The 25,619-nt window shown below is 66.9% G+C and carries 27 protein-coding genes; 16 read left to right on the forward strand and 11 right to left on the reverse strand.

The window, feature by feature from the left end:
• Positions 1-417 (reverse strand): hypothetical protein (locus ABFP37_RS12475; protein ID WP_347033760.1); only part of this gene is annotated, 417 nt, incomplete at its 3' end.
• Between the two features lie 55 nt (positions 418-472).
• A complete protein-coding gene (locus ABFP37_RS12480; protein ID WP_347033761.1) occupies positions 473-1,498 on the reverse strand; it encodes a LacI family DNA-binding transcriptional regulator in 1,026 nt (341 codons plus the stop codon).
• Between the two features lie 226 nt (positions 1,499-1,724).
• Here ABFP37_RS12480 and ABFP37_RS12485 point away from each other — a divergent pair, with 226 nt between their 5' ends.
• The 8 genes from ABFP37_RS12485 (at position 1,725) to ABFP37_RS12520 (ending at position 10,182) form a co-directional block, all read left to right on the forward strand.
• Entirely contained in the window at positions 1,725-2,147 is a 423-nt protein-coding gene (locus tag ABFP37_RS12485) for an L-rhamnose mutarotase (protein ID WP_347033762.1), read from the forward strand.
• A gap of 81 nt (positions 2,148-2,228) precedes the next feature.
• Entirely contained in the window at positions 2,229-3,395 is a 1,167-nt protein-coding gene (rhaI, locus tag ABFP37_RS12490; RefSeq protein WP_347033763.1) for an L-rhamnose isomerase, read from the forward strand.
• Between the two features lie 4 nt (positions 3,396-3,399).
• Positions 3,400-5,451 carry a bifunctional aldolase/short-chain dehydrogenase gene (locus ABFP37_RS12495; RefSeq protein ID WP_347033764.1) on the forward strand — a complete coding sequence of 684 codons (2,052 nt, stop codon included), beginning with the start codon at positions 3,400-3,402 and terminating at the stop codon, positions 5,449-5,451.
• Positions 5,448-6,941, forward strand: a complete 1,494-nt coding sequence (locus tag ABFP37_RS12500) for a rhamnulokinase family protein (RefSeq protein ID WP_347033765.1) — start codon at positions 5,448-5,450, stop codon at positions 6,939-6,941. Before ABFP37_RS12495 ends, ABFP37_RS12500 begins: the two co-directional genes overlap by 4 nt.
• Before the next feature lie 58 nt (positions 6,942-6,999).
• On the forward strand, positions 7,000-8,007 hold the full coding sequence (locus ABFP37_RS12505; protein ID WP_347033766.1) for an acetylxylan esterase: 1,008 nt from the start codon (positions 7,000-7,002) through the stop codon (positions 8,005-8,007).
• A gap of 359 nt (positions 8,008-8,366) precedes the next feature.
• Positions 8,367-9,545 carry a 3-deoxy-7-phosphoheptulonate synthase gene (locus ABFP37_RS12510; RefSeq protein WP_078030225.1) on the forward strand — a complete coding sequence of 393 codons (1,179 nt, stop codon included), beginning with the start codon at positions 8,367-8,369 and terminating at the stop codon, positions 9,543-9,545.
• Between the two features lie 102 nt (positions 9,546-9,647).
• Positions 9,648-9,860: a helix-turn-helix domain-containing protein gene (locus ABFP37_RS12515; protein ID WP_056634547.1), complete on the forward strand. Its 213-nt coding sequence runs from the start codon at positions 9,648-9,650 to the stop codon at positions 9,858-9,860.
• A gap of 223 nt (positions 9,861-10,083) precedes the next feature.
• On the forward strand, positions 10,084-10,182 hold the full coding sequence (locus tag ABFP37_RS12520; RefSeq protein ID WP_003792170.1) for an AURKAIP1/COX24 domain-containing protein: 99 nt from the start codon (positions 10,084-10,086) through the stop codon (positions 10,180-10,182).
• Positions 10,183-10,343: 161 nt separating this feature from the next.
• Here ABFP37_RS12520 and ABFP37_RS12525 read toward each other — a convergent pair whose 3' ends face one another.
• Positions 10,344-11,162: an HAD-IB family hydrolase gene (locus ABFP37_RS12525; protein ID WP_078030226.1), complete on the reverse strand. Its 819-nt coding sequence runs from the start codon at positions 11,160-11,162 to the stop codon at positions 10,344-10,346.
• Between the two features lie 69 nt (positions 11,163-11,231).
• Here ABFP37_RS12525 and ABFP37_RS12530 point away from each other — a divergent pair, with 69 nt between their 5' ends.
• Entirely contained in the window at positions 11,232-11,489 is a 258-nt protein-coding gene (locus ABFP37_RS12530; RefSeq protein ID WP_078030227.1) for a glutaredoxin family protein, read from the forward strand.
• Positions 11,490-11,575: 86 nt separating this feature from the next.
• Entirely contained in the window at positions 11,576-12,271 is a 696-nt protein-coding gene (locus ABFP37_RS12535; protein WP_078030228.1) for a redox-sensing transcriptional repressor Rex, read from the forward strand.
• A gap of 76 nt (positions 12,272-12,347) precedes the next feature.
• Here the strand turns inward: ABFP37_RS12535 and ABFP37_RS12540 are convergent, their stop codons facing one another.
• The 3 genes from ABFP37_RS12540 to ABFP37_RS12550 all read right to left on the reverse strand — a co-directional run bounded on the left by ABFP37_RS12540 (position 12,348) and on the right by ABFP37_RS12550 (position 14,966).
• On the reverse strand, positions 12,348-13,244 hold the full coding sequence (locus ABFP37_RS12540) for a hypothetical protein (protein ID WP_347033767.1): 897 nt from the start codon (positions 13,242-13,244) through the stop codon (positions 12,348-12,350).
• Positions 13,245-13,481: 237 nt separating this feature from the next.
• On the reverse strand, positions 13,482-14,276 hold the full coding sequence (locus tag ABFP37_RS12545; protein ID WP_347033768.1) for a hypothetical protein: 795 nt from the start codon (positions 14,274-14,276) through the stop codon (positions 13,482-13,484).
• A 141-nt stretch (positions 14,277-14,417) separates the two neighbouring features.
• Entirely contained in the window at positions 14,418-14,966 is a 549-nt protein-coding gene (locus ABFP37_RS12550; RefSeq protein WP_078030230.1) for a YceI family protein, read from the reverse strand.
• A gap of 203 nt (positions 14,967-15,169) precedes the next feature.
• Between ABFP37_RS12550 and ABFP37_RS12555 the strand changes: the two genes are divergently transcribed.
• From ABFP37_RS12555 to ccsB, 5 genes are read left to right on the forward strand one after another with little or no spacing between them, the layout of a single operon-like run.
• On the forward strand, positions 15,170-15,835 hold the full coding sequence (locus ABFP37_RS12555) for a histidine phosphatase family protein (protein ID WP_078030231.1): 666 nt from the start codon (positions 15,170-15,172) through the stop codon (positions 15,833-15,835).
• Between the two features lie 2 nt (positions 15,836-15,837).
• A complete protein-coding gene (locus ABFP37_RS12560; RefSeq protein WP_078030232.1) occupies positions 15,838-16,449 on the forward strand; it encodes a TlpA disulfide reductase family protein in 612 nt (203 codons plus the stop codon).
• Positions 16,450-16,464: 15 nt separating this feature from the next.
• Positions 16,465-17,220 carry a cytochrome c biogenesis protein CcdA gene (locus ABFP37_RS12565; RefSeq protein WP_078030233.1) on the forward strand — a complete coding sequence of 252 codons (756 nt, stop codon included), beginning with the start codon at positions 16,465-16,467 and terminating at the stop codon, positions 17,218-17,220.
• On the forward strand, positions 17,220-19,040 hold the full coding sequence (locus ABFP37_RS12570; RefSeq protein WP_347033769.1) for a cytochrome c biogenesis protein ResB: 1,821 nt from the start codon (positions 17,220-17,222) through the stop codon (positions 19,038-19,040). The genes ABFP37_RS12565 and ABFP37_RS12570 overlap by 1 nt, the downstream gene beginning before the upstream one ends.
• A complete protein-coding gene (gene ccsB / locus ABFP37_RS12575) occupies positions 19,040-20,155 on the forward strand; it encodes a c-type cytochrome biogenesis protein CcsB (RefSeq protein ID WP_347033770.1) in 1,116 nt (371 codons plus the stop codon). The genes ABFP37_RS12570 and ccsB overlap by 1 nt, the downstream gene beginning before the upstream one ends.
• A gap of 123 nt (positions 20,156-20,278) precedes the next feature.
• Here ccsB and ABFP37_RS12580 read toward each other — a convergent pair whose 3' ends face one another.
• Together ABFP37_RS12580 and ABFP37_RS12585 are read right to left on the reverse strand one after the other, a co-directional pair.
• Positions 20,279-21,202 carry a hypothetical protein gene (locus ABFP37_RS12580; RefSeq protein ID WP_347033771.1) on the reverse strand — a complete coding sequence of 308 codons (924 nt, stop codon included), beginning with the start codon at positions 21,200-21,202 and terminating at the stop codon, positions 20,279-20,281.
• Between the two features lie 199 nt (positions 21,203-21,401).
• Positions 21,402-21,836 carry a PLD nuclease N-terminal domain-containing protein gene (locus ABFP37_RS12585; RefSeq protein WP_078027589.1) on the reverse strand — a complete coding sequence of 145 codons (435 nt, stop codon included), beginning with the start codon at positions 21,834-21,836 and terminating at the stop codon, positions 21,402-21,404.
• Positions 21,837-22,034: 198 nt separating this feature from the next.
• On the opposite strand from ABFP37_RS12585, the gene ABFP37_RS12590 reads away from it, so the two are divergent.
• Positions 22,035-22,343, forward strand: a complete 309-nt coding sequence (locus ABFP37_RS12590) for a DUF4229 domain-containing protein (RefSeq protein ID WP_260680550.1) — start codon at positions 22,035-22,037, stop codon at positions 22,341-22,343.
• A 116-nt stretch (positions 22,344-22,459) separates the two neighbouring features.
• Here the strand turns inward: ABFP37_RS12590 and ABFP37_RS12595 are convergent, their stop codons facing one another.
• From ABFP37_RS12595 to ABFP37_RS12605, 3 genes are all read right to left on the reverse strand, one after another.
• The gene (locus ABFP37_RS12595) at positions 22,460-23,341 is read right to left on the reverse strand and encodes a 1,4-dihydroxy-2-naphthoate polyprenyltransferase (RefSeq protein WP_347033772.1); all 882 of its coding nucleotides are present in this window, start codon (positions 23,339-23,341) and stop codon (positions 22,460-22,462) included.
• Positions 23,342-23,446: 105 nt separating this feature from the next.
• Positions 23,447-24,586, reverse strand: a complete 1,140-nt coding sequence (locus ABFP37_RS12600) for an AMP-binding protein (RefSeq protein WP_078027587.1) — start codon at positions 24,584-24,586, stop codon at positions 23,447-23,449.
• 60 nt (positions 24,587-24,646) lie between these two features.
• Positions 24,647-25,600, reverse strand: coding sequence for a 1,4-dihydroxy-2-naphthoyl-CoA synthase (locus ABFP37_RS12605; RefSeq protein ID WP_078027586.1), 954 nt, complete (start codon positions 25,598-25,600; stop codon positions 24,647-24,649).
• Between the last annotated feature and the right edge of the window lie 19 nt (positions 25,601-25,619).

Here is a 25,619-nt window from a genome sequence, read left to right on the forward strand (position 1 = left end):
CCCCGCACTGAGGAGTTGCAGGTGCTCGGCCCGGCGGGCGATCTCTTCGGCGAGCCCGGCGAAATCCGCGGCGGCCGGGAAACCGGCCAGGGCCAGCTCACCGGGTGCGGACTCGACCGCGGCCTCCAGCAGCCCCAGGCACCGCTGCAGGTTCTCTGTCGCTCCGCCGGTGAAAGCTGGATCCGTGGCGGCTGCGCCGTCGGTGACTGTGTCAGTTAAAACTGCGCCAGTGAACGACGCAGCGGTGAGAGACCGGCCGGCGGCAGCACCGCCGTCGGACGCCACGCAATCCGTGCGGAAGGCAGAAGCAGGAACGCTGCGAAGCCGGCGGCCCCGCAGCAGGGCAACCGCGCCAAGGCCTGGCGTGACCGCCCGCCCCGCGGCGTGATCCGCTGCGCATTCCCCAATGGCTTCCATGGGGAAACTCTCCCAGAGGGGTCAGACAATTAACGGGGCAATTACCGCGGGGTTTCTACGGCGCGCCAACGGTGCTCTGCCGCACCACGAGTTCGGGAGTGAAAATGACCGCGCGGTGGTGCGGCTGCGCCGAATCCGGGGTGTCCAGTTCCTCGGCCAGCAACTGGATGGCCGTCCGACCCAGGGCCTCGGTGGGTTGCCGAATGGAGGACAACGGGACCACGGCGGACACGGCGAAGTCGATGTCGTCGTAGCCGATCAGTGCGATGTCCTCGGGAATCCTGAGCCTGTGCATCATGGCCAGGGACTGCATGACGCCTAGGGCCAGAAGGTCGTTGGCGCAGAACACGGCGTCGGGCAGCTGGCCTGCGCTGCGGCGGACCAGCTGGTCACCCACGCTGCGGCCCGCCAAGACGGTCTGCCCCGCAGAATCCAATACTTCCAACGAAGCATCCGGCACTTCCGCGACGGCGCGCTGCGCCCCCTGGAGGCGGTCTGCGACCTGGCGTATCGACGTCGGGCCTCCCACGAAGGCGAGCCGACGGCGGCCGAGGTCCAACAGGTGCCGGGCGGCCAGGTAGCCGCCGGCGTCGTCATCCACGGAAACGGAACTGTACTGTGCCTCATCGGCCAGGCGGTCCACCAGAACGGTCGGCACGCCGCGTTCCCGCAGCACGTTGAGGCGGTCCGTCACGTCACCCACGGGCGAGATCAGCAGGCCCTGGACCCGTTGTTCCTGGAACAGGTCGATGTAGTTCGACTCGCGCGCCGCGTCGTGGCCGCTGTCCCCGAGCAGGACGGCACTTCCGTGCAGGGCTGCCGCGTCCTCGGCGGCGCGCACCACGGACGTGAAGAAGGGGTTGCCGACGTCGAGGACTATCAGGCCGATGGTCCGGCTGTGCCCGGCCCGGAGCTGCCGAGCGGCGTCGTTGCGGACGAATCCGAGCTCGTCGATGGCCTGCAGTACGCGGTCCTTGGTCCGTTGGGAGACCCGGTCCGGGTAGTTCAGGACGTTTGAAACCGTTCCGACCGCCACTTGGGCATGCGTCGCAACATCCTTGATGCTGGCTGACCGTGACATCTTTCTCCAAGCTCTCTACTGCGGCGACGGTGTGCAAGGCGCCTAGTCGGTTCCCGTGACCAGTTGCGTGATCCAGCCCCCGCCCGTTGCCGGACAGGCGGACCAGCCTAGGCGAAAGCTCCCGCTCCCCGACAATTGCTTGACACCTGCTCAAATCCAAGGGTACTTTGAATCGTGCCAATGAAACGATTCAAACGTCAAGATTTCAGGAGAGTCGCAGATGAGGGTGTGTTTTCGATCCTCGGTCCAGCCCGGACTGATCGGTGAATACAGGCGCCGGCACGCCGCCGTCTGGCCTGAGATGCTGCGTGCGCTCAAGGACGTCGGCTGGAATGACTACTCGCTGTTCCTCGGCGAGGACGGTCTCCTGGTGGGCTACGTCGAGTGCGACTACTTCGACTCCGCCCGGGCGCGGATGGCTCTCACTGCGGTGAACGCTCGCTGGCAGGCGGAGATGGCCACGCTGTTCGCGGACACGGAACAGCCGCCGGACGCGGGATTCGTGGCACTCGAGGAAATCTTCAACCTGGAGGACCAGCTGGCCACGGCCAGCGACTCGGCCAGGGCCGGGACTAGCGGCTCGGCCCACGCCGGGACCAATGCCGGAGCCCACGGCGGGACCAAGGAACCAGCGCCGCGGACCGACTGAAAGCCGCGGACAAATAGACATGGCCGGCACGGGAGCCGGCCAACAACAGACAACGCAGTACGAGAGACCGGAAGAACCATCATGAATGACGTAGCAACGGCGCTGGGCAGGCTCGGGGAGCTTGCCATCGAAGTCCCCTCGTGGGCGTACGGCAACTCGGGCACCCGCTTCAAGGTGTTCGGCACGCAGGGCACCCCGCGGACCGTGCAGGAAAAGCTGGCGGATGCCGCCAAGGTCCACGAGCTTACCGGCCTGGCTCCCACGGTGGCGCTGCACATCCCTTGGGACAAGGTTGATGACTACGCGGCCCTGAAGGAGTACGCGGCGGGCCTGGGCGTCGGCCTTGGCACCATCAACTCCAACACATTCCAGGACGACGAGTACAAGTTCGGCTCCCTTACGTCCTCGAACGAGGCAGTCCGCCGCCGGGCCGTCGACCATCACTTCGAGTGCATCGACATCATGCACGCCACCGGGTCCAAGGACCTGAAGGTCTGGCTGGCGGACGGCACCAACTACCCGGGCCAGGACGACATGCGGGGCCGGCAGGACCGCCTGGCGGAATCGCTCCAGGAGATCTATGCGCGCCTTGGCGAGGACCAGCGCCTGGTGCTGGAGTACAAGTTCTTCGAGCCGGCTTTCTACCACACCGATGTTCCGGACTGGGGCACGTCGTACGCCCAGACGCTGGCGCTGGGTGAGAAGGCGTTTGTCTGCCTGGATACCGGCCACCACGCGCCGGGAACCAACATCGAATTCATCGTCATGCAGCTGCTGCGCCTCGGCAAGCTCGGCTCCTTCGACTTCAACTCGCGCTTCTACGCCGACGACGACCTGATCGTTGGCGCGGCGGATCCCTTCCAGCTGTTCCGCATCATGCACGAGGTGATCCGCGGCGGCGGCTTCGGCAAGGATTCCGGCGTCGCGCTGATGCTGGACCAGTGCCACAACCTGGAGGAGAAGATCCCGGGCCAGATCCGCTCGGTGCTCAACGTCCAGGAAATGACGGCGCGGGCCCTGCTGATCGACACCGCGGCGCTGTCCGAGGCCCAGCGGGCCGGCGACGTCCTGGCCGCGAACGGCATCTTCAACGACGCCTTTTACACCGACGTCCGCCCGGTCCTGGCGGAATGGCGTGAAACCCGCGGCCTGCCCGCGGACCCGATGGCCGCGTTCAAGGCCAGCGGCTACCAGAAGAAAATCAACGAGGACCGCGTGGGCGGTCAGCAATCCGGATGGGGCGCCTAAACCGATGAGCACCGACAAGAACACGAACAAGACCGTTGACGAGCTGATTTCCCGTTCCAACCGCCTGGGCGCGGACAAGCGCAACACCAACTTCGCCGGCGGCAACACCTCCGCCAAGGGCGCCGGGAAGGACCCGGTAACGGGCGAGGACGTCCAGCTCCTTTGGGTGAAGGGTTCCGGCGGCGACCTCGGAACTTTGCGGGCGGAGAACCTCGCCGTGCTCCGCCTGGACCGGATCCAGGCGCTGAAGAAGGTCTACCCGGGCGTGGAGCGCGAGGACGAGATGGTGGCGGCCTTCGATTACTGCCTGCACGGCAAGGGCGGCGCCGCCCCCTCGATCGACACCGCCATGCACGGGCTGGTGGACGCCGCGCATGTGGACCACCTGCACCCTGACTCGGGCATCGCGATCGCCACCGCGGCCGACGGCGAGTCCCTCACCACCAAGATCTTCGGCGACAAGGTGGTCTGGGTGCCTTGGCGCCGTCCCGGCTTCCAGCTGGGCCTGGACATTGCCGCGATCAAGGACGCCAACCCGCAGGCTGTCGGAACCATCCTGGGCGGCCACGGCATCACCGCCTGGGGCGCCACCAGCGAGGACGCCGAGGCCAACTCGCTCTGGATCATCGACCAGGCCGAAAAATTCATCAAGGAAAACGGCCGGCCCGAACCCTTCGGGCCGAAGCTTCCCGGCTACGCTGCCCTGCCGGAGGCCGAACGCCGGGCCAAGGCCGCCGCGCTGGCTCCGGTGATCCGGGGACTGGCATCCACGGACAAGCCGCAGCTGGGCCACTTCAGCGATGAACCCGCCGTGCTGGAGTTCCTGGAAGCCGCCGAGCACCCGCGGCTCGGTGCGCTGGGCACCTCCTGCCCGGACCACTTCCTGCGTACCAAGGTCAAGCCGCTCATCCTGGACCTGCCCGCCGAGGCCTCGATCGAGGACTCCGTCGCAAGGCTGAAGGAACTCCACGCCGAATACCGGGAGGACTACCAGGCGTACTATGACCGCCACGCGGCCCCGGACAGCCCTGCCCTGCGTGGCGCAGACCCTGCCATCGTCCTGGTCCCGGGCGTGGGCATGTTCTCCTACGGCGCCAACAAGCAGACCGCACGGGTCGCCGGTGAGTTCTACCTGAACGCCATCAACGTGATGCGAGGCGCCGAGGCGATCTCCACCTACGCCCCGATCGAGGAATCCGAGAAGTTCCGGATCGAGTACTGGGCCCTGGAGGAAGCCAAGCTCGCCCGGATGCCCAAGCCCAAGTCGCACGCCACCCGCATCGCGCTGGTCACCGGTGCGGCGTCCGGAATCGGCAAGGCCATCGCCACCCGGCTCGCCGCTGAAGGCGCCTGTGTAGTCATAGCGGACCTGAACCTGGAGAACGCCCAGGCCGTCGCCGCCGAACTCGGCGGCGCGGATGTCGCCCTCGGCGTCCAGGCCGACGTTACGGACGAAGCGCAGATCGCCGCGGCCATCCAGGAAGCAGTGCTGGCTTTCGGCGGTGTGGACCTGGTGGTGAACAACGCCGGGCTCTCCATTTCCAAGCCGCTGCTGGAAACCACCGAGAAGGACTGGGACCTGCAGCACAACGTGATGGCCAAAGGATCCTTCCTGGTGGCCAAGGCCGCGGCAAAGGTCATGATCGACCAGGACATGGGCGGGGACATCGTCTACATCTCCTCCAAGAACTCGGTCTTCGCCGGCCCGAACAACATCGCCTATTCCGCCACCAAGGCGGACCAGGCCCATCAGGTCCGGCTCCTCGCCGCCGAGCTCGGCGAGTACGGCATCCGCGTCAACGGCATCAACCCCGACGGCGTGGTCCGCGGCTCCGGGATCTTCGCCGGCGGCTGGGGCGCCAAGCGCGCGGCGGTCTACGGCGTGGACGAGCAGGAACTGGGCAAGTACTACGCCCAGCGCACCCTGCTCAAGCGCGAGGTGCTGCCGGAAAACGTGGCCAACGCCGCCGCCGTCCTCACCAGCGCCGAGCTGTCCCACACCACCGGCCTGCACATCCCGGTCGACGCCGGCGTCGCCGCAGCCTTCCTGCGATGAGCGCTCCGGCAACGGCACCACGTGCGGAGACCGACGTCGACGGCGGCCTGTTCGCCGCCGTCGACATCGGCGCCTCCTCCGGACGCGTCATCCTGGGACGTATAAGCAACGGACGAACCACCGGCGGCGCCGGCAAAGGCGGCGTGGTGCTGGAGACGGTGCACCGCTTCCCCAACGGCGTGGTGCAGTCCGACGGCGGCCTCCGCTGGGACTTCGACGCCCTCTTCACCGAGGTCCTCGCCGGCCTCGCGGCGGCCGGGCGCGCCGCCGCCGAGCGCGGGGAGCACCTCACGAGCATCGGCATCGACACCTGGGCCGTGGACTACGGCCTCGTGAGCGCCGCCGGGGAGCTCACCGCGCAGCCGTTCAGCTACCGCGACGAACGCAGCCGCGCGGCCGTGTCCGGAGTGCACCGGCAGCTGGACGAGTCCCGGCTGTACGCCTCCACGGGGCTGCAGTTCCTCCAGTTCAACACCATCTACCAGCTCGCTGCAGAACGGGAATTGGGCGGGCTGCAGGCGCTGCTCATTCCCGACCTGATAGCCTTCCTGCTCACGGGCCAGCGGCGCACCGAGGCGACAAACGCCTCCACCACCGGCCTCTTCGACGCCGTGGCGGGGGAGTGGGCCACCGAGTTTTTCACGGCACTTGGGCTGCCGAAAAACCTGTTCCCGCCGCTGATCCAGCCCGGCGAAACCATTGGCACGCTGTTGCCCGGGATCGCCGAGCGGACGGGGCTGCCGGCAGCAACCCGGGTGGTCGCGGTCGGCTCGCACGACACCGCGTCCGCGGTCGCGGCCGTCCCCGCAGAACAGGAGAACTTCGCCTACATCTCCTCCGGCACGTGGTCGCTCGTCGGCGTTGAACTGAACCATCCCGTCCTCACCGAGGCCAGCCGGGCGGCGAACTTCACCAACGAACGCGGCGTGGACGGCACCATCCGGTACCTGCGCAACGTCGGCGGGCTCTGGCTGCTCAGCGAATGCCAGCGCACGTGGGCGCATGAAGGGCACCGGCCTGCCCTTGCGGAACTGCTGGACGCCGCAGCCGCACTGCCCGCGGGCGGCCCACGGATCAACGCGGACGACCCCGCGTTCATCGCCCCGGACAACATGCCGGAGCGAATCCGTGCCGCCGTCCGGAACACCGGCCACGTCCTGCCGGACGAGCCCGCCCGCATCGTCCGCTGCATTCTGGACAGCCTTGCCGCCGGTTACGCCCGGACCATAGCGGACGCCGAACGGCTCGCCGACGTCGCCGTCGACACCGTGCACATCGTCGGTGGCGGCTCGCAGAACCGGCTCCTGTGCCAGCTCACCGCGGAAGCCACCGGCAAGCGCGTGGTCGCCGGACCGGTCGAGGCCACGGCGCTCGGCAATGTGCTGGTCCAGGCGAGAGCCGGAGGAGCGGTAGCCGGAGGGCTGGCCGAGATGCGCGCCCTGGTGCGCGCATCCCAGGCGCTGGACAGGTTCGAGTCGTCGCTGGTCTGAGATCGAAGCTCTGAGATACTACGAACGCAGACCCTGCCGACCCAGAGAACGGAACCCCATGCCCCTCTTCGATCTCCCGCTTGATCAGCTGCGCGGCTACGCATCAGGTGTCACGGTTCCCGCCGACTTTGACGCCTTCTGGGACCGGACCATCAGCGAATCCGGGGAGTTCCCGCTGGGCGCAGTCTTCGAACCGGTGGACAACTACCTGGCCGTGATCGACACCTTCGATGTCACGTTCGCCGGCTACGGCGGCTCCCCGGTCAAGGGCTGGCTGCACCTCCCGGCGAACAGGGACGCTGGGACGCGGCTGCCGGCCGTCGTGCAGTACGCCGGCTATTCCGGCGGCCGCGGCCTGGCAAACCAGGACACGAAGTGGGCCCAGGCGGGCTATGCGCACTTCATCATGGACACGCGCGGGCAGGGCTACGGGGGAGCGGTCGGCGACACCGCCGATCCTCACCCCTCGGCCGGCGATGTAGCCTACGCGGGGCTGATGACGCGCGGTGCCGGCAGCCGTGAAGACTACTACTACCGGCGGGTGTATGTGGACGCGTTCCGCGCCGTCGAGGCCGTGCAGGCGCACCCGGACGTGGACGCCTCGCGGGTTGTGGTGGCCGGCGTGAGCCAGGGCGGCGGCATCACCGTCGCCGTCGCCGGGCTGGCTGCCGGAAGGCTCGACGGCGTTATCGCCGCACTGCCCGATGTCCCGTTCCTGCAGGACTTCCCGCGCGCCATCGACATCACGCCCCGCGGCCCCTACTCCGAGATCGCCGCATTCCTGGGGCGGCACCGTGAGCGGTACGAGCCGATCCTGGCCGTGCTGAACTACTTCGACGGCGTCAATCTGGGCCGCGCCGCGACGGTCCCGGCACTGTTCTCGGCGGCGCAGATGGACGATGTCTGCCCGCCCTCCACCGTCTTCGCCAGCTACAACGCCTACGGGGCTGACGCCGGCGGCGGGACATCCAAGGACATCGACGTCTACCGTTTCAACAACCACGAAGGCGGCCAGGAGCACCACTGGATCCGGCAGCTGCAGTTCCTGCGCAAGCTCCTGGGCTAAGGCGAAGGTTCCGCCTTCCCCCCGCCCAACTTGGTAGCAGCAGACGTCGTTTTGACGGCTCAAAACCGCACCTGCTGCTACCCAGTTGTGCCACGGATGGCAACAAACGGGATGAGGGGCGTCGGCGGAGTTTTGTGACGCCCCGGTTTGCGGACCGTGCGTTCGGCCGTTATGGTCTTGGCTATGACTAACCGTTGGTATGCGTATTTTTCGTTGGCTCTGGAGGGGCCCGCGTCTAACTGACACGCATCCAACTTTCCTTCAGAGCCAACAGGGCAGAGATCATTCTCTGCCCTTCGCCATTTCTCCGGCGGGTTCTGATTGGGCCCGCTCCGCCCCACCCGGAACAGGACCCGCACATGAGCACCGCAGCCACCGAAACCCAGCAGCCCTCGTCGGCACAGCCCGCGTCGGCGCAGATTGCATCGCAGCAGTCCGCGCCGCAGCAATCCACGTCCAACCTGAGGGTCAGTGAATTCACTGCGCTGCCCACCCCGCAGGAAATGATCGCAGAACTGCCGCTGGAAGCCCGCGTGGCAGACGTCGTCGAACGCGGCCGGGACGAAGTCCGGGCCATCATGGACGGCGTGGACGACCGCCTGCTGGTGATCGTGGGCCCGTGCTCGATCCACGACCCCAAGGCCGGCCTCGAATACGCCCGCCGCCTTGTCAGCCAGGCCGAGAAGCACAAGGAAGACCTGCTGATCGTCATGCGCGCGTACTTCGAAAAGCCGCGCACCACGGTGGGCTGGAAGGGCCTGATCAACGATCCTCGCCTGGACGGGACGCACGACATCGCCGGCGGCCTGCGCGCGGCCCGGCGTTTCCTGCAGCAGGTCACGGCGCTGGGGCTGCCCGCCGCCACGGAGTTCCTCGAACCGATCAGCCCCCAGTACATGGCGGACCTGGTGTCATGGGGAGCCATCGGCGCCCGGACCACGGAAAGCCAGATCCACCGCCAGCTGGCCTCCGGGCTGTCCATGCCGATCGGCTTCAAGAACGGGACCGACGGCGACCTCCAGGTGGCGGTGGACGCCTGCAGCGCCGCCGCGGCCGCACAGGCCTTCCTGGGGATTGACGGCGACGGCCGGGCGGCCCTCGTGGCCACGGCGGGCAACCCGGACACCCACGTGATTCTCCGCGGCGGACGCAAGGGTCCCAACTACTCCGCGGCCGACGTCGAGGCGGCTTCAGCCAAGCTCGCTGCCAAGAACCTGAACCCGCGGCTCATCGTGGATGCCAGCCACGCCAACAGCGGCAAGAGCCACCACCGCCAGGCCGAGGTTGCGCTTGAAATCGGCGCCCAGCTCGAAGGCACGGGTGAGGCAGCGGGTGCCATCGCCGGCGTCATGCTGGAAAGCTTCCTGGTCGGCGGGGCCCAGAACCTGGACGTCGCCGAGCACGCCGCCGGACGGTCAGCGCTGGTCTACGGCCAGAGCGTGACCGACGCCTGCATGGAGTGGGATGTGACGGCATCCGTGCTGGAACAGCTTGCCGCTTCGTCGCGTAAACGCCGGGCTTTCACAATGGCCCCGTGAGCATCTAGAGTAACTAGCACACGGTTGTCCGATGGCTCAGCATCGGCGCACCGCAGACAATTGGGGTCGCCGCAAGATGCTGAGAGCAAAGGAATATGGGAAATGTCCGCAGAGTCGAACTTCTCGAACGCCAAGTTCTTGACCGTGGCTGAGGTGGCTGAGCTGATGCGTGTCTCCAAGATGACCGTGTATCGCTTGGTCCACTCCGGGGAAATGCCCGCGGTTCGGTTCGGCCGGTCCTATCGGGTTCCGGAGAGCGCCGTCGAACAGTACCTCAAGGGCGCTGTTGTCGACGGACACTCGGATACCGCGTAGTAGCTGGCGCACGGTTGTCCGCACAGTCTTCATGACAATGCAGCTGCCTTGGGGGCCGCTGCAGGTCATGGCGGGTGGCGGTCAGAAGGTGCTCCGGATAAGCGGTACCCTGTTAAAGAACGTTTTACGTCATTGTAAGAATCTGTCAGTTGTTTCAGTCTGTTGCTTAGTCCACGGACCTTCTCCATCAGACAGGTACGCATCTAGTTTGTAAGGAACTTTCGTGGGTTCAGTTATTAAGAAGCGTCGCAAGCGTATGGCCAAGAAGAAGCACCGCAAGTTGCTTCGTAAGACGCGCCACCAGCGCCGCAATAAGAAGTAGAGATACTTCCTGCGCGTCAATGCCCGCTCCCTTTCGAGGGTGCGGGCATTTTTGCGTTCTGGTGTGGGACGCCCACGCTGCCCGGCGACGCGGAAACTGCATTGAGACGCGGGAATTCCGGTGTCCTCAGGGATTTTGCGCGTCGGTGGGACGGATGCGCGTCAGACGCGGGGGGCGCGGAAGCGGGAGTAGCCGCGCCAGAGGCCGTAGATGGCCCCGCCGGCCGTGGCGGCCTTGAGTCCAAGCGTGGCGGCGCGGCGGCCGGAACGGAAATCGTAGACCGGCCAGTTGTGCTCGCGGGCGTGCTTGCGCAACCGCGCGTCCGGATTGATGGCCACCGGATGGCCCACGAGGGTCAGCAGCGGAATGTCGTTGTACGAGTCGCTGTAGGCCCAGCACCGCTTGAGGTCCAGGCCTTCGGCATCGGCGATGCCCTGGACCGCCACCGCCTTGGCAGCGCCGTGCAGGATATCGCCCACCAGTCGGCCGGTGTAGAAGCCGTCCCTGATCTCACCCACGGTTCCCAGGGCGCCGGTGAGCCCCAGTCGAGTGGAGATGACTGTGGCCACCTCGATCGGAGTGGCGGTGACCAGCCAGACCTTGCGCCCCACCCGCAGGTGCTGCTCGGCCAGGGCTTTCGTGCCCGGCCAGATCCGGGAGACGATCATCTCGTCGAAGACTTCCTCGCCCAGGGCCTTGATGTCCTCCTCCGTGATGCCGGCCGCGAGCGTCAGCGCGGAGTCCCGCACTGCGTGGACGTCGTCCATGTTCTCGCCGCGGAGCACGAACTTGAACTGCTTCCACGCCATCCCGGCAGCCTGCGGAAGGGTGAACGCGCCGCGCTGGTGCATTTTCCGGGCCACGTGGAAGAGGCTGGCGCCCTTCATGAGGGTGTTGTCGACGTCGAAGAATGCGGCCTCGCCGTGTTGCGGCTGCGCAACCGGCTGCGTGACCACAGCGACGTACTTCTCCTCGGGCATGCCACTGAGTCTAGTCAATGCAGGGGATGTGCCCGGCAGACGAGGCCGCTGCCGCGATACGGTTGGAATATGGCAAACCCCGACGTCGTTCTCCTCACCAAAGCTGACTGTCACCTGTGCGCCGCGGCGCGCGACGCCGTTGGGCGGGTGACTGGCGCCCTGGGACTTGAGTGGACGGAGCGGTCGGTGGACATCGACGACGCCCTGCGGGACCAGTACGCAGAGGAAATCCCGGTGGTTCTCGTGGACGGAATCCAGCGGGACTTCTGGAAAATTGACGAAGCCAGGCTGGACAGGGTGCTGCGTCAGGCGATGGCGAGGCAGTAGCCTGTTCCGCGCAATGGCACCGGCTTTGTTGACATAAGTGATGGGGATCTAGAGTGGACTCACAACGCGACGCAATGGAGCAGATAGTGACCTCGCTCGATTCACCACCCCAGGCCGTGCCCGGGGACACCGGAGCTGCCGGAAAGCAGATTCCGCCTGCGGCCGTGGCCCGGCTGACCATCTATTTGCGCGCCCTGAACACCCTGATGGCCGAGGGCACCGAGCGCGTATCTTCCGAATCGCTGGCCGAGCTGTCGGGAGTCAGCTCGTCCACGCTTCGCAAGGATCTGTCCCATGTGGGGTCGTACGGTACGCGCGGCGTGGGCTATGAGGTCCAGTATCTGAGCCGTCACATCGCCGCCGCGCTGGGCCTGACGCACGATTGGAAGGTCGCGATCGTCGGCGCCGGTAACCTGGGCAAGGCCCTCGCTAGGTACGGCGGTTTTGAATCCAGGGGCTTCGACGTTGTTGCCATTTTCGACGCTGACCAAATGGTTGTGGGCAATGAAGTGGGCTGGCTCCGCGTCAGCGATGTGGCCGACCTTGAGCCGGTGCTGGAACGGACCGGTGCCAATATGGTGGTCCTCGCCCTGCCCGCTGCCGTGGCTCAGAGTGTGTGCGACCGTGTGGTGGCGGCCGGGGTACACAGCATCCTCAGCTTCGCGCCCGTGATGCTCCAGGTTCCCGACGGCGTGAATCTTCGCAAGGTGGACATGGCCACTGAGCTGCAGATTCTGGCGTACCACGCGCAACGGGCGCAGACCCCAGGTCAGCCGGAGTAAGTCCGGCCTTCCTGGAATCCGCGCCCGTTGGTTGGTTTTCGTGCAGGTGCTGGCGGGTGAGCCTAGCGGCTGAGCCTTAGCGGCCGAAAGGGCCGCCCGGCTGCGAGTACGGGTTGGCGAACGGCTGGGGCTTCTGGAAGTACGATGCCGACGCCGGCATGTACAGCATCACAATCGCTGCGATGCCCACGAGCCCCACGAGCGTGTTCAGGCCAAGGGGGAAGATGCTAAACACGGACAGCGCCGCCAGGACCGTTCCCAGGATGCGGGCCCAGTTCCTGCCTTTTCGGACGTTGAAGGCCACCAGCGCATAGAGGCCCGCGCCGATCAGGGCGAAGACCACCATGGTTCCGATGAGGAAGCCCTTGACGTCGTCGAACGCCACGTTCTGGCCGCTTCCGCGGAGCTGCTCTTCGAACGAGTTGCGAATGGCGGGATCATCCAGGGTCGGAATCGCCAGCAGGACTGACAGGACGGACAGGACGCCGGCGCCGAGGATCATCCAAAAGGAAGTGTTCACCAGCTGCGGCGCACCGGCTCCGGTTCCACCCTGCGGCTGTTCCGACGGATACCCGTACGGGGGCTGGCCGTAAGGTGACTGACCGTACGGGGACTTGCCGGACTGTGCCTGACCGAAGGGGGACGGGGCAGAGGACTGCTGGCCGTACTGGGGCGCGTTCTGTCCATACTGCGGCTGCTGAGGTGCGCCCTGACCGTACCGGGGCGTGTTCTGGCCGTACTGGGGAGCGGGCGGCGTGTTCTGGCCGTACTGGGGAGCGGGCGGCGTGTTCTGGCCGTACTGGGGAGCGGGCGGCGTGTTCTGGCCGTACTGGGGAGCGGGCGGCGTGTTCTGGCCGTACTGCGGAGCATCCTGGCCATAGCGGGGCTGCGCGCCGCGTGCTTCCGCAGCGTCCTGGCTCGGCTCGTTGGAGTTCGGGTCGCTGGGCGTTGGGGGAACTGGAGGAGTGCTCATGAGCGGTCCTTTGCGTGTTGACGTCGGGATCGGCCACCGGGTTCAGTAGCCTGCCCTGCCCCCAGCATGGTTCACTTCCACCGTACCCCTCGGCGGGCACCGTGAGGATCATTCCACAGAGGTATTCGTGCGGCGCGTCCGCAGGCCGGGAAGGCGGCTCGGGGCCCGCGTTGAAGCGCCTCAAACGAAGCGGCGGCGCCTGCCGCGGCGACCCTAATTGGCGACGCGAACTGGAGATCAGGCGGAACCCCGTGCGGCCGCAAACCAACTCTGCGAGTTGGGCACCCACATGAGCACGGTTGCCACCAGGCTGATCAGGAATCCCAGCCAGTTACCGCCCTGGCCCCCCGCGAAACTGGAATTGATGGCCGCCAAAAGCAGCGATACGCCCGCGACAATCGTCAGCGCCAGCCGGGCCCACTCCCGGCCTTCCTTCATCTTCATCGCAAGAACGATCTGAGCAGCGGCCAGTGCAAGTGCCACGAGCACAAGCAACAGCACCAGGATGGCCAGGCCGGGCAGGATCGCAAAGAGCACCAGCGCCCCGAACAGCCCGATCACTCCACCCAACAGGCCCAGCAGGCCACCGATCACCCAGACCCAGTAGGACACTTTGAGTTCCGTGGGGAGATTTGTCACCTCGAAGATGCCCGAGAAGCCGCCGTTGGGCATGACCTCGTAGAAGCTGCGCGGCCGGTCGGCGGGCATCGTGAAGCGTCCGGCGCCGCCGGGCTGCCCCGCCTGCCAGCCCTGCTGCCCCGACGGCGGCCCGTCCTGCCAGCCCGGCTGCCCTGCCGCTTGTTGCGGCGCCTGCCCCGACGGCGGCCCGTCCTGCCATCCCGGCTGCCCTGCCGCCGGAGACACCCCTGGCTGCGACGCGGGAGGCTGGGATGCGGGTGCCGGAGACGCGGGTGGCTGCGACGCTGCCGGCCGGGACCCGGTCGGCTGCTGTCCCGCGGGCGCGGGATGGTCCTCAAGCGGCGGCTCGGAGCCCGGCTGCTGAGGCTGCGGTTCATCGCTGGGGTTGCTCATGGCTCTCACTGTAGACCCGCGATTTGGCGAATTCTAGGAGGTCCCGGACCATGTCCCGGCCAACGCAAAACGCCCCGCTCGTGGAGTTCACGGGCGGGGCGTCGGCGGCGTACTGCGTGGCTAGGAACCTAGCCGAGCAACCTACGCGGCGGGGGCGATGAAGGCCAGTTCCAGGTTGATGGCCACCTTGTCGCTGACCAGCACGCCGCCGGCTTCCAGCACGGCGTTCCAGGTCAGGCCGAAGTCCTTGCGGCTGATGGTGGTTTCCGCGGAAACTCCGGCGCGGGTGTTGCCGAACGGGTCCACGGCCACGCCGTTGAATTCGGTCTCGAGGGCCACCGGGCGGGTAACGCCCTTGATGGTGAGGTCGCCCTGGAGCTCGTAGCCGTCGCCCGTGGCAACCAGCCCGTTGGAAACGAAGGAGATTTCCGGGAACTTCTCGACGTCGAAGAAGTCTTCGCCGCGGACGTGGCCGTCGCGGTTCACGTCGCCGGAGTCGAAGCTCGCGGTCTGGATGGTGGCGTTGATCCGGGAGTCAGCGACGTTCTCGGCGAGGTCCAGCGTTGCGGCCGCTTCCTTGAACTGGCCGCGGACCTTGCTGATGCCCGCGTGGCGGACGGTGAAGGCGATTTCGCTGTGCGAGTTGTCGAGGGTCCAGGTGCCGGCGGTGACGTTGGTGGGAAGTGCCATGATGGTTCTCCTTGAATCTGTGGACGAAGCGGAATGTTCCGGTTGAAGCTTCATTTGTTGAAGTATCAACTAACTGCTGCATCCAGTATAAACATGCATTTGCATCTTTTATTCCATCGCCGGGGAACATTTTTAAAAATTCCTGAGTTCTACTAGATGTAGAAGATTTCAGATCGTCCGACATCTTTGAGAAACTGGTAGACATGCCCCAAGCCACTGTTCATTTGCTCCGCCACGGCGAGGTCCACAATCCCGAGGGCGTCCTGTACGGCAGGCTGCCTGAGTTCCACCTCTCCGAGCTAGGCCAGCAGATGGCGCAGACCCTCGCGGAGCACTTCCGCGACCGGGTTTCCCAGGGCGCAAAGATTGTCTATCTGGTGGCCTCCCCGCTGACCCGCGCCCAGGAGACGGCGGAGCCAACGTCCCGGGCCCTCGGCCTGGAGATCCATACGGACCAGCGCATCATCGAGGCCGAAAACCACTTCCAAGGCCTCAAGGTCACCAAGGCCGAGCTGCTCAAGCCCCGGCACTGGCCCCAGCTCGTCAACCCGCTCAGGCCCTCATGGGGTGAGCCGTACAAGGACCAGGCCGCCCGGGTGAGGGAAGCAGTGCAGGACGCCCGGGCCAAGGCAATTGAACTCGGCGGCGACGGCGCTGAGGCCGTCATGGTCAGCCACCAGCTGCCCATCTGGGCCACCCGGCTCAGCGCGGAGGGAAAGCCGCTGTGGCATGACCCGCGCAAGCGCGAGTGCACGTTGACGTCACTCACCTCCCTGATTTTCGACGGCGACGGCACCCTCCTCCGCGTCGAGTACAGCGAACCGGCCGCAGCCCTTCTGCCCGGCGCCTCCACCACCCCCGGAGCCTAACCATGCCCAACAGCCCCATAAGTTCCCGGCGCAGCGTTCTTGCCGCCGGTGGCCTAGCCCTGACTGCCCTCACGCTGGGGCTGTCCGCGTGCGCGCAGGAAGACGCCCTGGCCAAGCAGGCCAAAGCGGGGGACAACAAGAACTACGTGGCCGGCGACGGCTCGGTGACTGAATTCGCAGCGGCCGACCGCAAGTCCGCCGTCGACATCAAGGGCAACCTTTTTGACGGCACCGCCGTAACGGCCAGGGACTTCCTGGGCAAGGTGACCGTGCTGAACTTCTGGTTCGCTGCCTGCGCGCCGTGCCGGGTGGAAGCCCCGTCCCTCGAGGCCCTCCACCAGGAGTTCAAGAGCAAGGGCGTGCAGTTCCTCGGCGTGAACCTGCGTGACGAGAAGGCTACGGCCGACGCCTTCGACAAGACATTCGGCCTCACCTACCCGAGCTTCAACGACAAGGACGGCGCCGTGCTGCTGGCCGTGTCCGGACTCGTGCCCCCGGGTGCGGTCCCCACCACGCTCGTCATTGACAAGCAGGGCCGGGTGGCTTCGCGCGTGCTCGGGGAGATCCAGAAGGGCACCCTCAAGGCCCTCATCGAATCCGCCGTGGCTGAGTAGCGGCGGTCTCCCAACGTGAACAGCCCCTTCGCCGAAGCCATCCTGAACGGATCACTCCTGCTTGCCATCCCGGTGGCGCTGCTGGCAGGCTTCGTTTCCTTCCTTTCGCCCTGCGTGCTGCCGCTCGTGCCCGGATACCTGGGCTATGTCACCGGGCTGACCGGTGTGGACCTGCAGAAGCAAAAGCGCGGCCGCATGCTTGCCGGGATCGGTTTGTTCGTGCTCGGGTTCTCCGTCATTTTCGTGCTGCTCGGCGGGGCCTTCGGCCAGCTGGGAACGCTGATCACCGGCTCGCAGAATGCCTGGATCACGCAGCTCCTCGGGGTCCTGGTGATCATCATGGGCGTGGTGTTCATGGGCGGCTTTAGCTGGCTGCAGCGCGACGCCAAGATCCATGCCAAACCGCCGGCAGGCCTTTGGGGCGCGCCGCTGCTCGGGATCACCTTCGGCCTCGGATGGGCACCCTGCATCGGCCCCACCTATTCGGCCGTGCAGCTCCTGAGCCTCTCCGGCGGCTCTTCGGCCGCGAAGGGCGCCTTCCTGGCATTCGTCTATAGCCTTGGCCTAGGCATTCCGTTCCTCCTGATCGCCCTCGCGGTGCGCCGCGGCGCCGGGGTCCTGTCCTTCTTCCGCACCCACCGGGTGGCCATCCAGCGGACGGGCGGCGGCGTCCTGATTGCCCTGGGCGTCCTGATGGCCACGGGTGTCTGGGGAGCCTGGGTCACGCAGTTGCAGTACTGGTTCCAAAACGATGTGAAATTGCCGATCTGATGAGCGAGCGTGTGAAGCCAACTAAGAATTCCCCCGGAGCGGCCAGCCCCAAGGCTGCGCCCGAAGATCCCCGCAAGGACCCCGTCAATGCGGCCAAGGCCGACGCGGCGCTCCCGGCGCTGGGGATCATCGGCATGCTCCGCTGGGCGTGGACCCAACTGACCAGCATGCGCACAGCACTCTTCCTCCTCCTGCTGCTCGCCGTGGCCGCGGTGCCGGGATCGCTGTTTCCGCAGCGCCCGGCAAACCCGTCGATAGTCACGCAGTACATCAAGGACCACCCGGACTACGGCAAGATCCTCGATTCGGTGCAGCTCTACGACGTCTACTCCTCGGCCTGGTTCTCGGCCATCTACATCCTGCTGTTCATTTCGCTGATCGGCTGCGTCGTTCCCCGTGCCATCGCGCACTACCGGGCCATGCGCTCCCAGCCGCCGCGCACCCCAAAACGCCTCTCCCGCCTGCCGGAGTACGGCACCCTGGTGCTGCCGGCGGAAGCCGGCGTCCCGGCGTCGGACGCTATTGAAGACGCAGCCGCGCTGCTCAGGAAACGCGGTTACCGCGTTGACGTACGGCACGACGACGGCGCGCGGCCGTCTTTGGGGGCGGAGCGCGGCTTCCTCAAGGAAGTGGGCAACCTTGTCTTCCACACGTCGCTGATCGGCGTGCTCGTGTCCGTGGCTGTTGGCGGGCTGTTCGGCTACAGCGGGCAGCGGATCCTCGTGGAGGGCGACACGTTCGTGAACACGCTGGTGGGCTACGACCAGTTCACGCCGGGCACCAACTTCCAGAGCAGCCAGCTGCAGCCGTACTCCATCCAGCTGGACAAGTTCCAGGCAACGTTTGACAGAGAGTCCAAGGGCAAGTTCGGCCAGCCCATCGACTTCACGGCGGACGTCACCACCAAGGAGAACCCGGGCGCGCCGGCCAAGAAGGAAGTCCTCAAGGTCAACGATCCCGTCACCCTGGGCGGGACCAGCATCTACCTGACCGGCAACGGCTACGCCCCGGTGGTGACGGTCCGGGACGGCAAAGGCAACATCGCCATGCAGGGCCCCGTGGTGGCGAAGCTCCAGGGCGAAAACTACTACTCGTCCGTGGTGATCAAGGTTCCGGATGCCAAGCCGGACCAGCTCGGGTTTGCCGGGTTCTTCCTGCCCACGGCATTCGTGACGGACAAGGGCATTTCCTTCAGCGGGGACCCCGACCTCATCAACCCGCAGCTGAGCCTGAACTCGTACTACGGTGATCTGGGCCTGGACAAGGGTTCACCGCAGAACGTGTTCGAGCTCGACGTCAAGGACCTGAAGCCGCTCAACAGCCGGGACCTCAAGGCCGGCGGCATCACCCTGGGCCCGGGCAACACGTACACGCTGCCTGACGGCAAGGGCTCCATCACCTTCGACGGCGTGAAGAAGTACGTCGGCGTCGACATCCACCACAATCCGGGCCAGCTCTCCGCCCTGATCTTCGCGCTGCTGGCCGTGGCGGGGCTCGTCGTCTCGCTCTACGTCAACCGGCGGCGCGTCTGGGTCCGCACCGGGACGCACGAGGACGGCCGCACCATGGTGGAATACGGCCTCCTGGCCCGCGGCGAGGACCACAGGCTGGCCGGCGAAGCGGTTGCGCTCCGCGGGCTGCTGGCAGAGGCGTGGGGCCTGGACTCCCAGAAACCTCCCAGCGAACTGGCGGATAATGGCCCGGCGGGCACCGGGCCGATGGATGCCTCGGCCGACGGCGCCGACGCCTCCGCGGCAATGACCTCAGAAGACTTCATCCAGTCAACAGCAGGCTCGAACGAGTCAAAGAAGGACCAGTAATGTTCCCCATCAACGAAACCATGGGCCAGTACAGTGAGCTCTTCATGCTGCTGGCCGGCGGCACGTACACGGTGGCGTTCATAGCCTTCGCGTGGGACCTGGCCAAGAGCAGCAGGGCACTCCGCGCTGTGGACCTCAAAGCGGCCACAGCCGACGCAGCAGCGGCAGACGCCGGCGCAAAGGTCCCCGTGGCCGCTGGCTCCGTCAGCAGTGCTGCCGGGGATGCCGACCGTGTTGCGGGGCACCTGGCCGGGCCTGCCGGCCGAGCCGAGCGGCCGTCGTCGTCCGTTTCTGCGGGAGGGAACGGCAGCGGAGCGGGACGGACCGCCAATGCCAGCATGAAGTACGACGCCGAGCGCCGCGTTCCCGCCCGCGTTGCCGTCGCGCTGACGGTTCTGGGTGCTTCGATCCACGCTGCCGGTGTGCTGACGCGTGCCGTCGGCGCAGGCCGTGTGCCGTGGGGCAACATGTACGAGTTCCTGACCACCGGCGCCTTCGTGGCTGTGGCCGTGTTCCTGGTGGTGCTGATCCGCCGCGACCTCCGCTTCCTCGGCACCTTCGTGGTGGGCCTGGTGATCATCATGCTGGTTGCTGCCTCAGTGGCCTACTGGACCCCGGTGGGCCACCTCGTGCCGGCGCTGCAAAGCTACTGGCTGGTCATCCACGTTTCCATCGCGGTGCTCTCCTCGGCCCTGTTCACCCTGACGTTCGCCATGTCCGCACTGCAACTCGTGCAGTCACACCGGCAGAAGATCATCGCGGCCGGCGGCCAGGACAAGCTGGGCTTCATGCGCCTGGTGCCGTCCGCCCTGAGCCTGGAGAACCTCTCCTACCGGATCAACGCCATCGCCTTCATCGGCTGGACGTTCACCCTCATGTTCGGTGCCATCTGGGCCGAGAAGGCGTGGGGCCGCTTCTGGGGCTGGGACACCAAGGAAGTATGGACGTTCGTGATCTGGGTGGTCTACGCCGGCTACCTGCACGCCCGGGCCACCCGCGGCTGGACGGGCACCCGCGCGGCCTGGCTGTCGATCGTGGGCTACCTGTGCGTGGTCTTCAACTTCACCATCGTGAACCAGTTCTTCAACGGCCTGCACTCCTACTCGGGGCTGTAAGGCGGGGCTGTAGCTTCGGGGTTCCGCCGAGGCAGCCGACGGGGCCCCTCCCATTCACCGATTCGCCAAAAATGGCCGCTCAGCACGTACGCTGGGCGGCCATTTTTGGCGAATCGGCGAGGCTTAGCGCCCGGGCTTCCAGCCGCGGCTAACCAGTGCCGCGCGCACCCTAGTCACGGCGGAGGGCTCCATGCCGGGCCCGAACGGGTCCAGATCCCACTGGGTCAGGACCACCACGTGCCAGCCGAGCCCGCGCGCGTTCTCGTCACGGAAAATGTCGCTCCGCCGCTGGGTGGGGGAGGCGTGGTGGCCGCCGTCGTACTGGATGGCGATCTTGAACTTTTCGTAGGACATGTCCGGGTCCTGGATCCAGCCGCCGGTTTCATCCAGGAGCGGCAGGTTGATGGCTGGTTCGGGGAGTCCGGACCGAACCAGCAGGAGGCGCAGTTCAGTTTCCTTGGGCGAATCGGTGTCCGCCCGGATCAGCGCACGGGCCTTCACGGCCTTGCGGTAGCCGGGCCGGCCTGCCTTCGTGGCGAGGTAGGCGTCCAGGGCAGCCAGCGTGGACAGCGGGTTCCGGCGCCTGAACAGGAAGTCGCCGGCGATGACGAGGTCCTGCAGGTCCAGCACACCGGCCAGATCAAACCAGGTCCGCAGCGGGGACGTGCAGGCCACGAGACGGCCTTCGACGATTTCCTCCGGCATGAGGACTGCCTGGTGGCCGCGCACGTCCTTGCGCCGCACCGCCCTGGCGCCCGGCCTGCACGTGAGATGCACGACCACGTGGGTGTCGAAGCAACGGGGCAACGGAAATCCCCACAGCGCAGCGGCCGTGAGGTGGCTGGCGACCGCTCCGGTAGCCAAAGCCAGGGATCTGGCCCGGACCAGCAGGGTGAGGTCGGCCGACGCCGGAATCCGCACGCCGTGGCAGGGGCTGGCCAGGTCCCGGGCCCTCGAACGCCGGCGGGTCAGTCCGGCAGCCTTGGCCTGCTTTATGGTGAACGGCTGCCCCGACAGCGGGGGAGGAAGCGGGCGGGGGCGCGGCATAGAAGCATTCTGATCCCGGAACGAGGTCGCAGCGCGTTGTCCACAGATATGGTCCCGTGTGGAGGACCAGTCGGGCCTCGGGCTGGGGCTCCCCGGTTCCGCCATTCGCCAAAAAGGGCCGCCCGGCGGGGTGCCAGGCGGCCATATTTGGAGAATCGCGGGCCCGCCGGTTGCCGGCACAAGCTCGGGCCGGACCGGACTACTTGATCTCGGGATTGCCCTCGGCGCTGGCATCTCCCGCGGCGCCAGGCGTGCCCGAGCTCCCCGTGCTGGGGCTGCCGCTGCCGTGCGGACCGGCGCCGGGCTTGGGTTTCTTCGACTCGAGGTCGTCCTTCAGCTTCCTGAGGCGCTCGGCTTCGGCCTGGTTGCGGCGTCGCTGCTCCAGGTTGCGGAGGAAATCGGGGTCGTCGTCGGGCGCAGTGGGGTGGCGGTACGTCTGAGGTACCGGAGCCGAATAGCGGGGGCGTCCGATCAGGAACCACAGGGCGGCACCGATGATCGGCAGGAAGACAACGATGATGATCCAGGTTGTTTTGGAGAATCCCCGGGTGAGGTGCGAATCAGTCCGGATCACGTCCACAAGTCCGTAGACGTATATGGCAAGAACGGCGACTGCAATGGCAACACGGAGCATGCAATCAGTCTAGCCGCCGGATGCCCTTGCGGAGATTACAGTATGCCCACAGAACCCGCCACCAAAAGGCCGGTGAATTCTTGTCGCGGATCCCGGCCACAAGGGGCAGGAAACCGCGCCAGCCAGGCGATCCGGGGCAGATGCAAAGCCAGCCTCCGGTGGGAGGCTACGTTCAGGGAGGGCGGCTAAACTTGGATGGTGGCATTCTTGAAATACTCCCTGATCCGGCTCGCCCTCTTCGCTCCGCTGTTTGCGCTGTTCGTCTTCCTGCAGCTGGGATGGCTGCTTGCCGTCGTCTGCGCCGGGCTGATTTCCTTCGCCCTCAGCTACCTCTTTTTCCAGAAGCAGCGCGATGCCGCTACGGCCTCCCTGCACGCCCGCTTCTCGGGCCGCGCCAAGCCCCTGCGCTCCGCCGGTGAAGTGGACGACGCCGACGCCGAGGACCGCCTGGTCGATTCCAACCCGGACATCACGGTCCGCAACGACCTCCGGAACAAGGAAGCCTAGGAAGCAACCCGCTCCCGCGCTGAGCAGCCCGCTCCCGCGCTGAGCAGCTAGGCCCGGGGGCCGCCCGGAGCCGCCAGGCTCCCAGGCATCGTGGGCCGCGTCAGGCCCCGAGGCTCTCAGGCCCCGTGGCTCAGCACGAGTCCCAGCGAGAACAGCACCGCGTAGCCGAGGTTGATGAGGCCGGTCTGCTTCAGGACCGGGATGAGGCTCTTGCGCTTCCGGCCGTTGATCATGAGCCACGCGGGCATCAGGCAGGCCGGGATGAGCAGCAGCACGATCAGCATCCAGGGCCGGACGGGCGCGAGGATCACCACCAGCAGGATGGCGACGGCGAGCATCAGCACGTAGCTTTCACGGGCGTGCTTGTCGCCCAGCCGCACGGCGAGGGTGCGTTTCCCGGCCTGGATGTCGGACGGGATGTCGCGTACGTTGTTGGCCATCAGCAGGGCGCAGGCTATGAGCCCGGTGCCGATCGCGCCCACGACGGCGGCCAGGCTAATCTGGCCCGCCTGCGTGTACGTGGTGCCCAGTGTGGCCACCAGGCCGAAGAAGACGAACACGAACACGTCGCCCAGGCCCATGTACCCGTAAGGGTTCTTGCCCCCGGTGTAGCCCCACGCGGCCATCACGCAGCCGAGGCCCACGAGGAGCAGCCACCACGTCTGCGTCAGGATGATGAGGACCAGCCCGAACAGCATGGCCACCCCGAACGCACCGAACGCGGCGTACTTGACGTGCTCCGGGGCCGCGGCGCCGGATCCCACGAGCCGTAGCGGCCCCACCCGGTTCTCGTCCGTTCCGCGGATCCCGTCCGAGTAGTCGTTGGCGTAGTTGACGCCCACCTGCAGCAGGAGTGCCACCAGCGCCGCCAGGATGGCGTTGAGCGGGCGGAAAGCGCCCAGCTCGTATGCCGCCGCCGTGCCGATCAGGACAGGGGCGATCGCGGCCGGCAGGGTGCGGAGCCGGGCGCCTTGGATCCATTGTGCGGCTGTGGCCACGGTGAGTACCTCGTGTTGGTTCGGTGGACGTTCGGTGGAACGTTTTGTGATGAGTTCGGTGGGACATTGCCCGTGCCGCATCATCGCGGCGTGCCGGGAACTAGTCTATTTTCCCTGATGGAGGGCGTTGAGCCGTTCAATCATCGCCAGCCTGTCGGGTTTCCCGTTCGGCAGCATGATCAGTTCGCCGGCCGGGAGGACCGTCTTGGGGGCCAGCAGTCCCAGCGTACGGTGCCATTGCTCGGCCCACGCCTCCCCGTCGGCCTCGGAAGGGGTGGGGCCTGCCACGGCCACATAGGCTGCCACGGCCTGGCCCCACATCGCGGACTCGACGCCGGCCACGAACGCCGCGGTCACGCCGTCGGACTTTTCCAGCTCGGCCTGCACATGCGCGGCGGAGACTTTGACGCCGCCGGTGATGATGACGTCATCCGCGCGGCCCAGGACGGTGAGGCGGCCGTCGGAGTCCAGCACGCCGAGGTCGTTGGTGCGGTACCAGCGCATGCCGTCGTCCTCGGCGAATGCCTCCCGGGTCAGGCCCGGAGCGTCCAGGTAACCGGCGGCCAGCGTGGCTCCGCCCAGGTGGATGCGTCCATCCTCGGACAACCGGACGGCCACGCCCTCGAGCGGAAACCCGTCGTAGACGCAGCCGCCGCAGGTCTCCGCCGCGCCGTAGGTGGTGGTCACGCGGATGCCGGCGTCCCGGGCGGACTCAAGGAGCTCTGCGGATGCCGGCCCGCCGCCAAGCAGGATCCCGTTGAAGCGCCGCAGTACAGCCAGCGTGTCCGTGGAGGGCTCCTCCAGCAGACGCTGCAGCTGCGCGGGAACCAGGGACGTGAAACGGATCTTGTCCGTCAGCTCCAGGGCGGCGGCAGTGAAGCCGTCCGTGGTGAACCCGTTGGACAGGTCCATGGCCCAGGGCCGCGTGCCGGCGAAGAGCGACCGCACCAGCACCTGCACGCCGGCCACATACTGCACCGGCAGCGCCAGGAGCCACTGGCCCTCACCCTTGAGCGCGAACGCCGTGGCCATGGACGACGCCGCGAGGGCATCCACCGTCAGGACAGTCGCCTTCGGCGTGCCGGTGGACCCGGAGGTGCGGACCACTACGGCGGCGTCGTCGATCCCGGGGGTCTCGACGAGCCGGACCACGGGCTCGCCGTTGGGGCCGTCGGAAAGCTCGACGGCGGGCCCCTCACCGTGGAGGGCGGCGGCCAGCGCCTTGAGAGCGGGTTCGATGTTCACTTCGCCTGCCTTGGAAACGTGGGCCTGGGAATCATGGGGCTGCCTTTGGCTAGTGGTGCTTTAGAAGTAGTGCGGGAACCTGGACCAGTCCGGATCGCGCTTCTCGAGGAAGGCCTCCTTGCCCTCCACGGCCTCATCGGTCATGTAGGCCAGGCGGGTGGCTTCGCCGGCGAAAACCTGCTGGCCGGCCAGGCCGTCGTCGGCGAGGTTGAAGGCGAACTTCAGCATCCGGATGGCCTGCGGGGACTGCCGGGCGACGTCCGCGGCATATTCCAGCGCCACTTCCTCGAGCCGTTCGTGGTCCACGGCCTCGTTGACGGCGCCCATCCGGACCATGTCGTCGGCCGAGTATTCGCGGGCCAGGAAGAAGATCTCCCGGGCGGCCTTCTGGCCGATCTGGCGGGCCAGCAGCGCCGAGCCGTAGCCGGCGTCGAAACTTCCCACGGTGGCGTCGGTCTGCTTGAACTTGCCGTGCTGGCGGGATGCGATGGTGAGGTCCGAGACAACATGGAGGGAATGGCCTCCGCCGGCTGCCCAGCCGTTCACGACGGCGATGACCACCTTGGGCATGGTCCGCATGAGCCGCTGGACCTCCAGGATGTGGAGCCGACCGGCCCGGGCGGGATCGATGGTTTCCTGGGTTTCGCCGTCTGCGTAGCGGTACCCGTCCCGGCCGCGGATCCGCTGGTCCCCGCCGGAGCAGAAGGAGTGCCCTCCGTCCTTGGGCGAGGGACCGTTGCCGGTGAGCAGGACCGTGGCGACATCAGGGGTCATCCGGGCGTGGTCCATGGCGCGGTAGAGCTCGTCAACCGTGCCGGGGCGGAAGGCGTTGCGGACCTCGGGGCGGTTGAAGGCGATCCGGACCGTGGGCAGGTCCCGCACCACCGCGCCGTCTGCGGAGCGCTCCACCTGCCGGTGGTACGTCATGTCCTGGAAGTCGTCGAAGCCGGACACGGTGCGCCAGCGCGACGGGTCGAACACATCGGATACCTTGGCGGGGATTTCGTTGCTCACCGTCCAAGTCTAGTAATCG

Origin of the sequence: Burkholderia sp. RS01 (genome assembly GCF_039748055.1) — a bacterium.
Lineage (GTDB): Bacteria > Actinomycetota > Actinomycetes > Actinomycetales > Micrococcaceae > Arthrobacter.

Excerpts from the sequence above, each read along its gene's own strand:
- ABFP37_RS12480 (WP_347033761.1), bottom strand. The coding sequence starts at position 1,498 with ATGTCACGGTCAGCCAGCATCAAGGATGTTGCGACGCATGCCCAAGTG.
- rhaI (WP_347033763.1), top strand. The coding sequence starts at position 2,229 with ATGAATGACGTAGCAACGGCGCTGGGCAGGCTCGGGGAGCTTGCCATC.
- ABFP37_RS12495 (WP_347033764.1), top strand. The coding sequence starts at position 3,400 with ATGAGCACCGACAAGAACACGAACAAGACCGTTGACGAGCTGATTTCC.
- ABFP37_RS12500 (WP_347033765.1), top strand. The coding sequence starts at position 5,448 with ATGAGCGCTCCGGCAACGGCACCACGTGCGGAGACCGACGTCGACGGC.
- ABFP37_RS12505 (WP_347033766.1), top strand. The coding sequence starts at position 7,000 with ATGCCCCTCTTCGATCTCCCGCTTGATCAGCTGCGCGGCTACGCATCA.
- ABFP37_RS12510 (WP_078030225.1), top strand. The coding sequence starts at position 8,367 with ATGAGCACCGCAGCCACCGAAACCCAGCAGCCCTCGTCGGCACAGCCC.
- ABFP37_RS12515 (WP_056634547.1), top strand. The coding sequence starts at position 9,648 with ATGTCCGCAGAGTCGAACTTCTCGAACGCCAAGTTCTTGACCGTGGCT.
- ABFP37_RS12525 (WP_078030226.1), bottom strand. The coding sequence starts at position 11,162 with ATGCCCGAGGAGAAGTACGTCGCTGTGGTCACGCAGCCGGTTGCGCAG.
- ABFP37_RS12530 (WP_078030227.1), top strand. The coding sequence starts at position 11,232 with ATGGCAAACCCCGACGTCGTTCTCCTCACCAAAGCTGACTGTCACCTG.
- ABFP37_RS12540 (WP_347033767.1), bottom strand. The coding sequence starts at position 13,244 with ATGAGCACTCCTCCAGTTCCCCCAACGCCCAGCGACCCGAACTCCAAC.
- ABFP37_RS12545 (WP_347033768.1), bottom strand. The coding sequence starts at position 14,276 with ATGAGCAACCCCAGCGATGAACCGCAGCCTCAGCAGCCGGGCTCCGAG.
- ABFP37_RS12550 (WP_078030230.1), bottom strand. The coding sequence starts at position 14,966 with ATGGCACTTCCCACCAACGTCACCGCCGGCACCTGGACCCTCGACAAC.
- ABFP37_RS12555 (WP_078030231.1), top strand. The coding sequence starts at position 15,170 with ATGCCCCAAGCCACTGTTCATTTGCTCCGCCACGGCGAGGTCCACAAT.
- ABFP37_RS12560 (WP_078030232.1), top strand. The coding sequence starts at position 15,838 with ATGCCCAACAGCCCCATAAGTTCCCGGCGCAGCGTTCTTGCCGCCGGT.
- ABFP37_RS12570 (WP_347033769.1), top strand. The coding sequence starts at position 17,220 with ATGAGCGAGCGTGTGAAGCCAACTAAGAATTCCCCCGGAGCGGCCAGC.
- ccsB (WP_347033770.1), top strand. The coding sequence starts at position 19,040 with ATGTTCCCCATCAACGAAACCATGGGCCAGTACAGTGAGCTCTTCATG.
- ABFP37_RS12580 (WP_347033771.1), bottom strand. The coding sequence starts at position 21,202 with ATGCCGCGCCCCCGCCCGCTTCCTCCCCCGCTGTCGGGGCAGCCGTTC.
- ABFP37_RS12585 (WP_078027589.1), bottom strand. The coding sequence starts at position 21,836 with ATGCTCCGTGTTGCCATTGCAGTCGCCGTTCTTGCCATATACGTCTAC.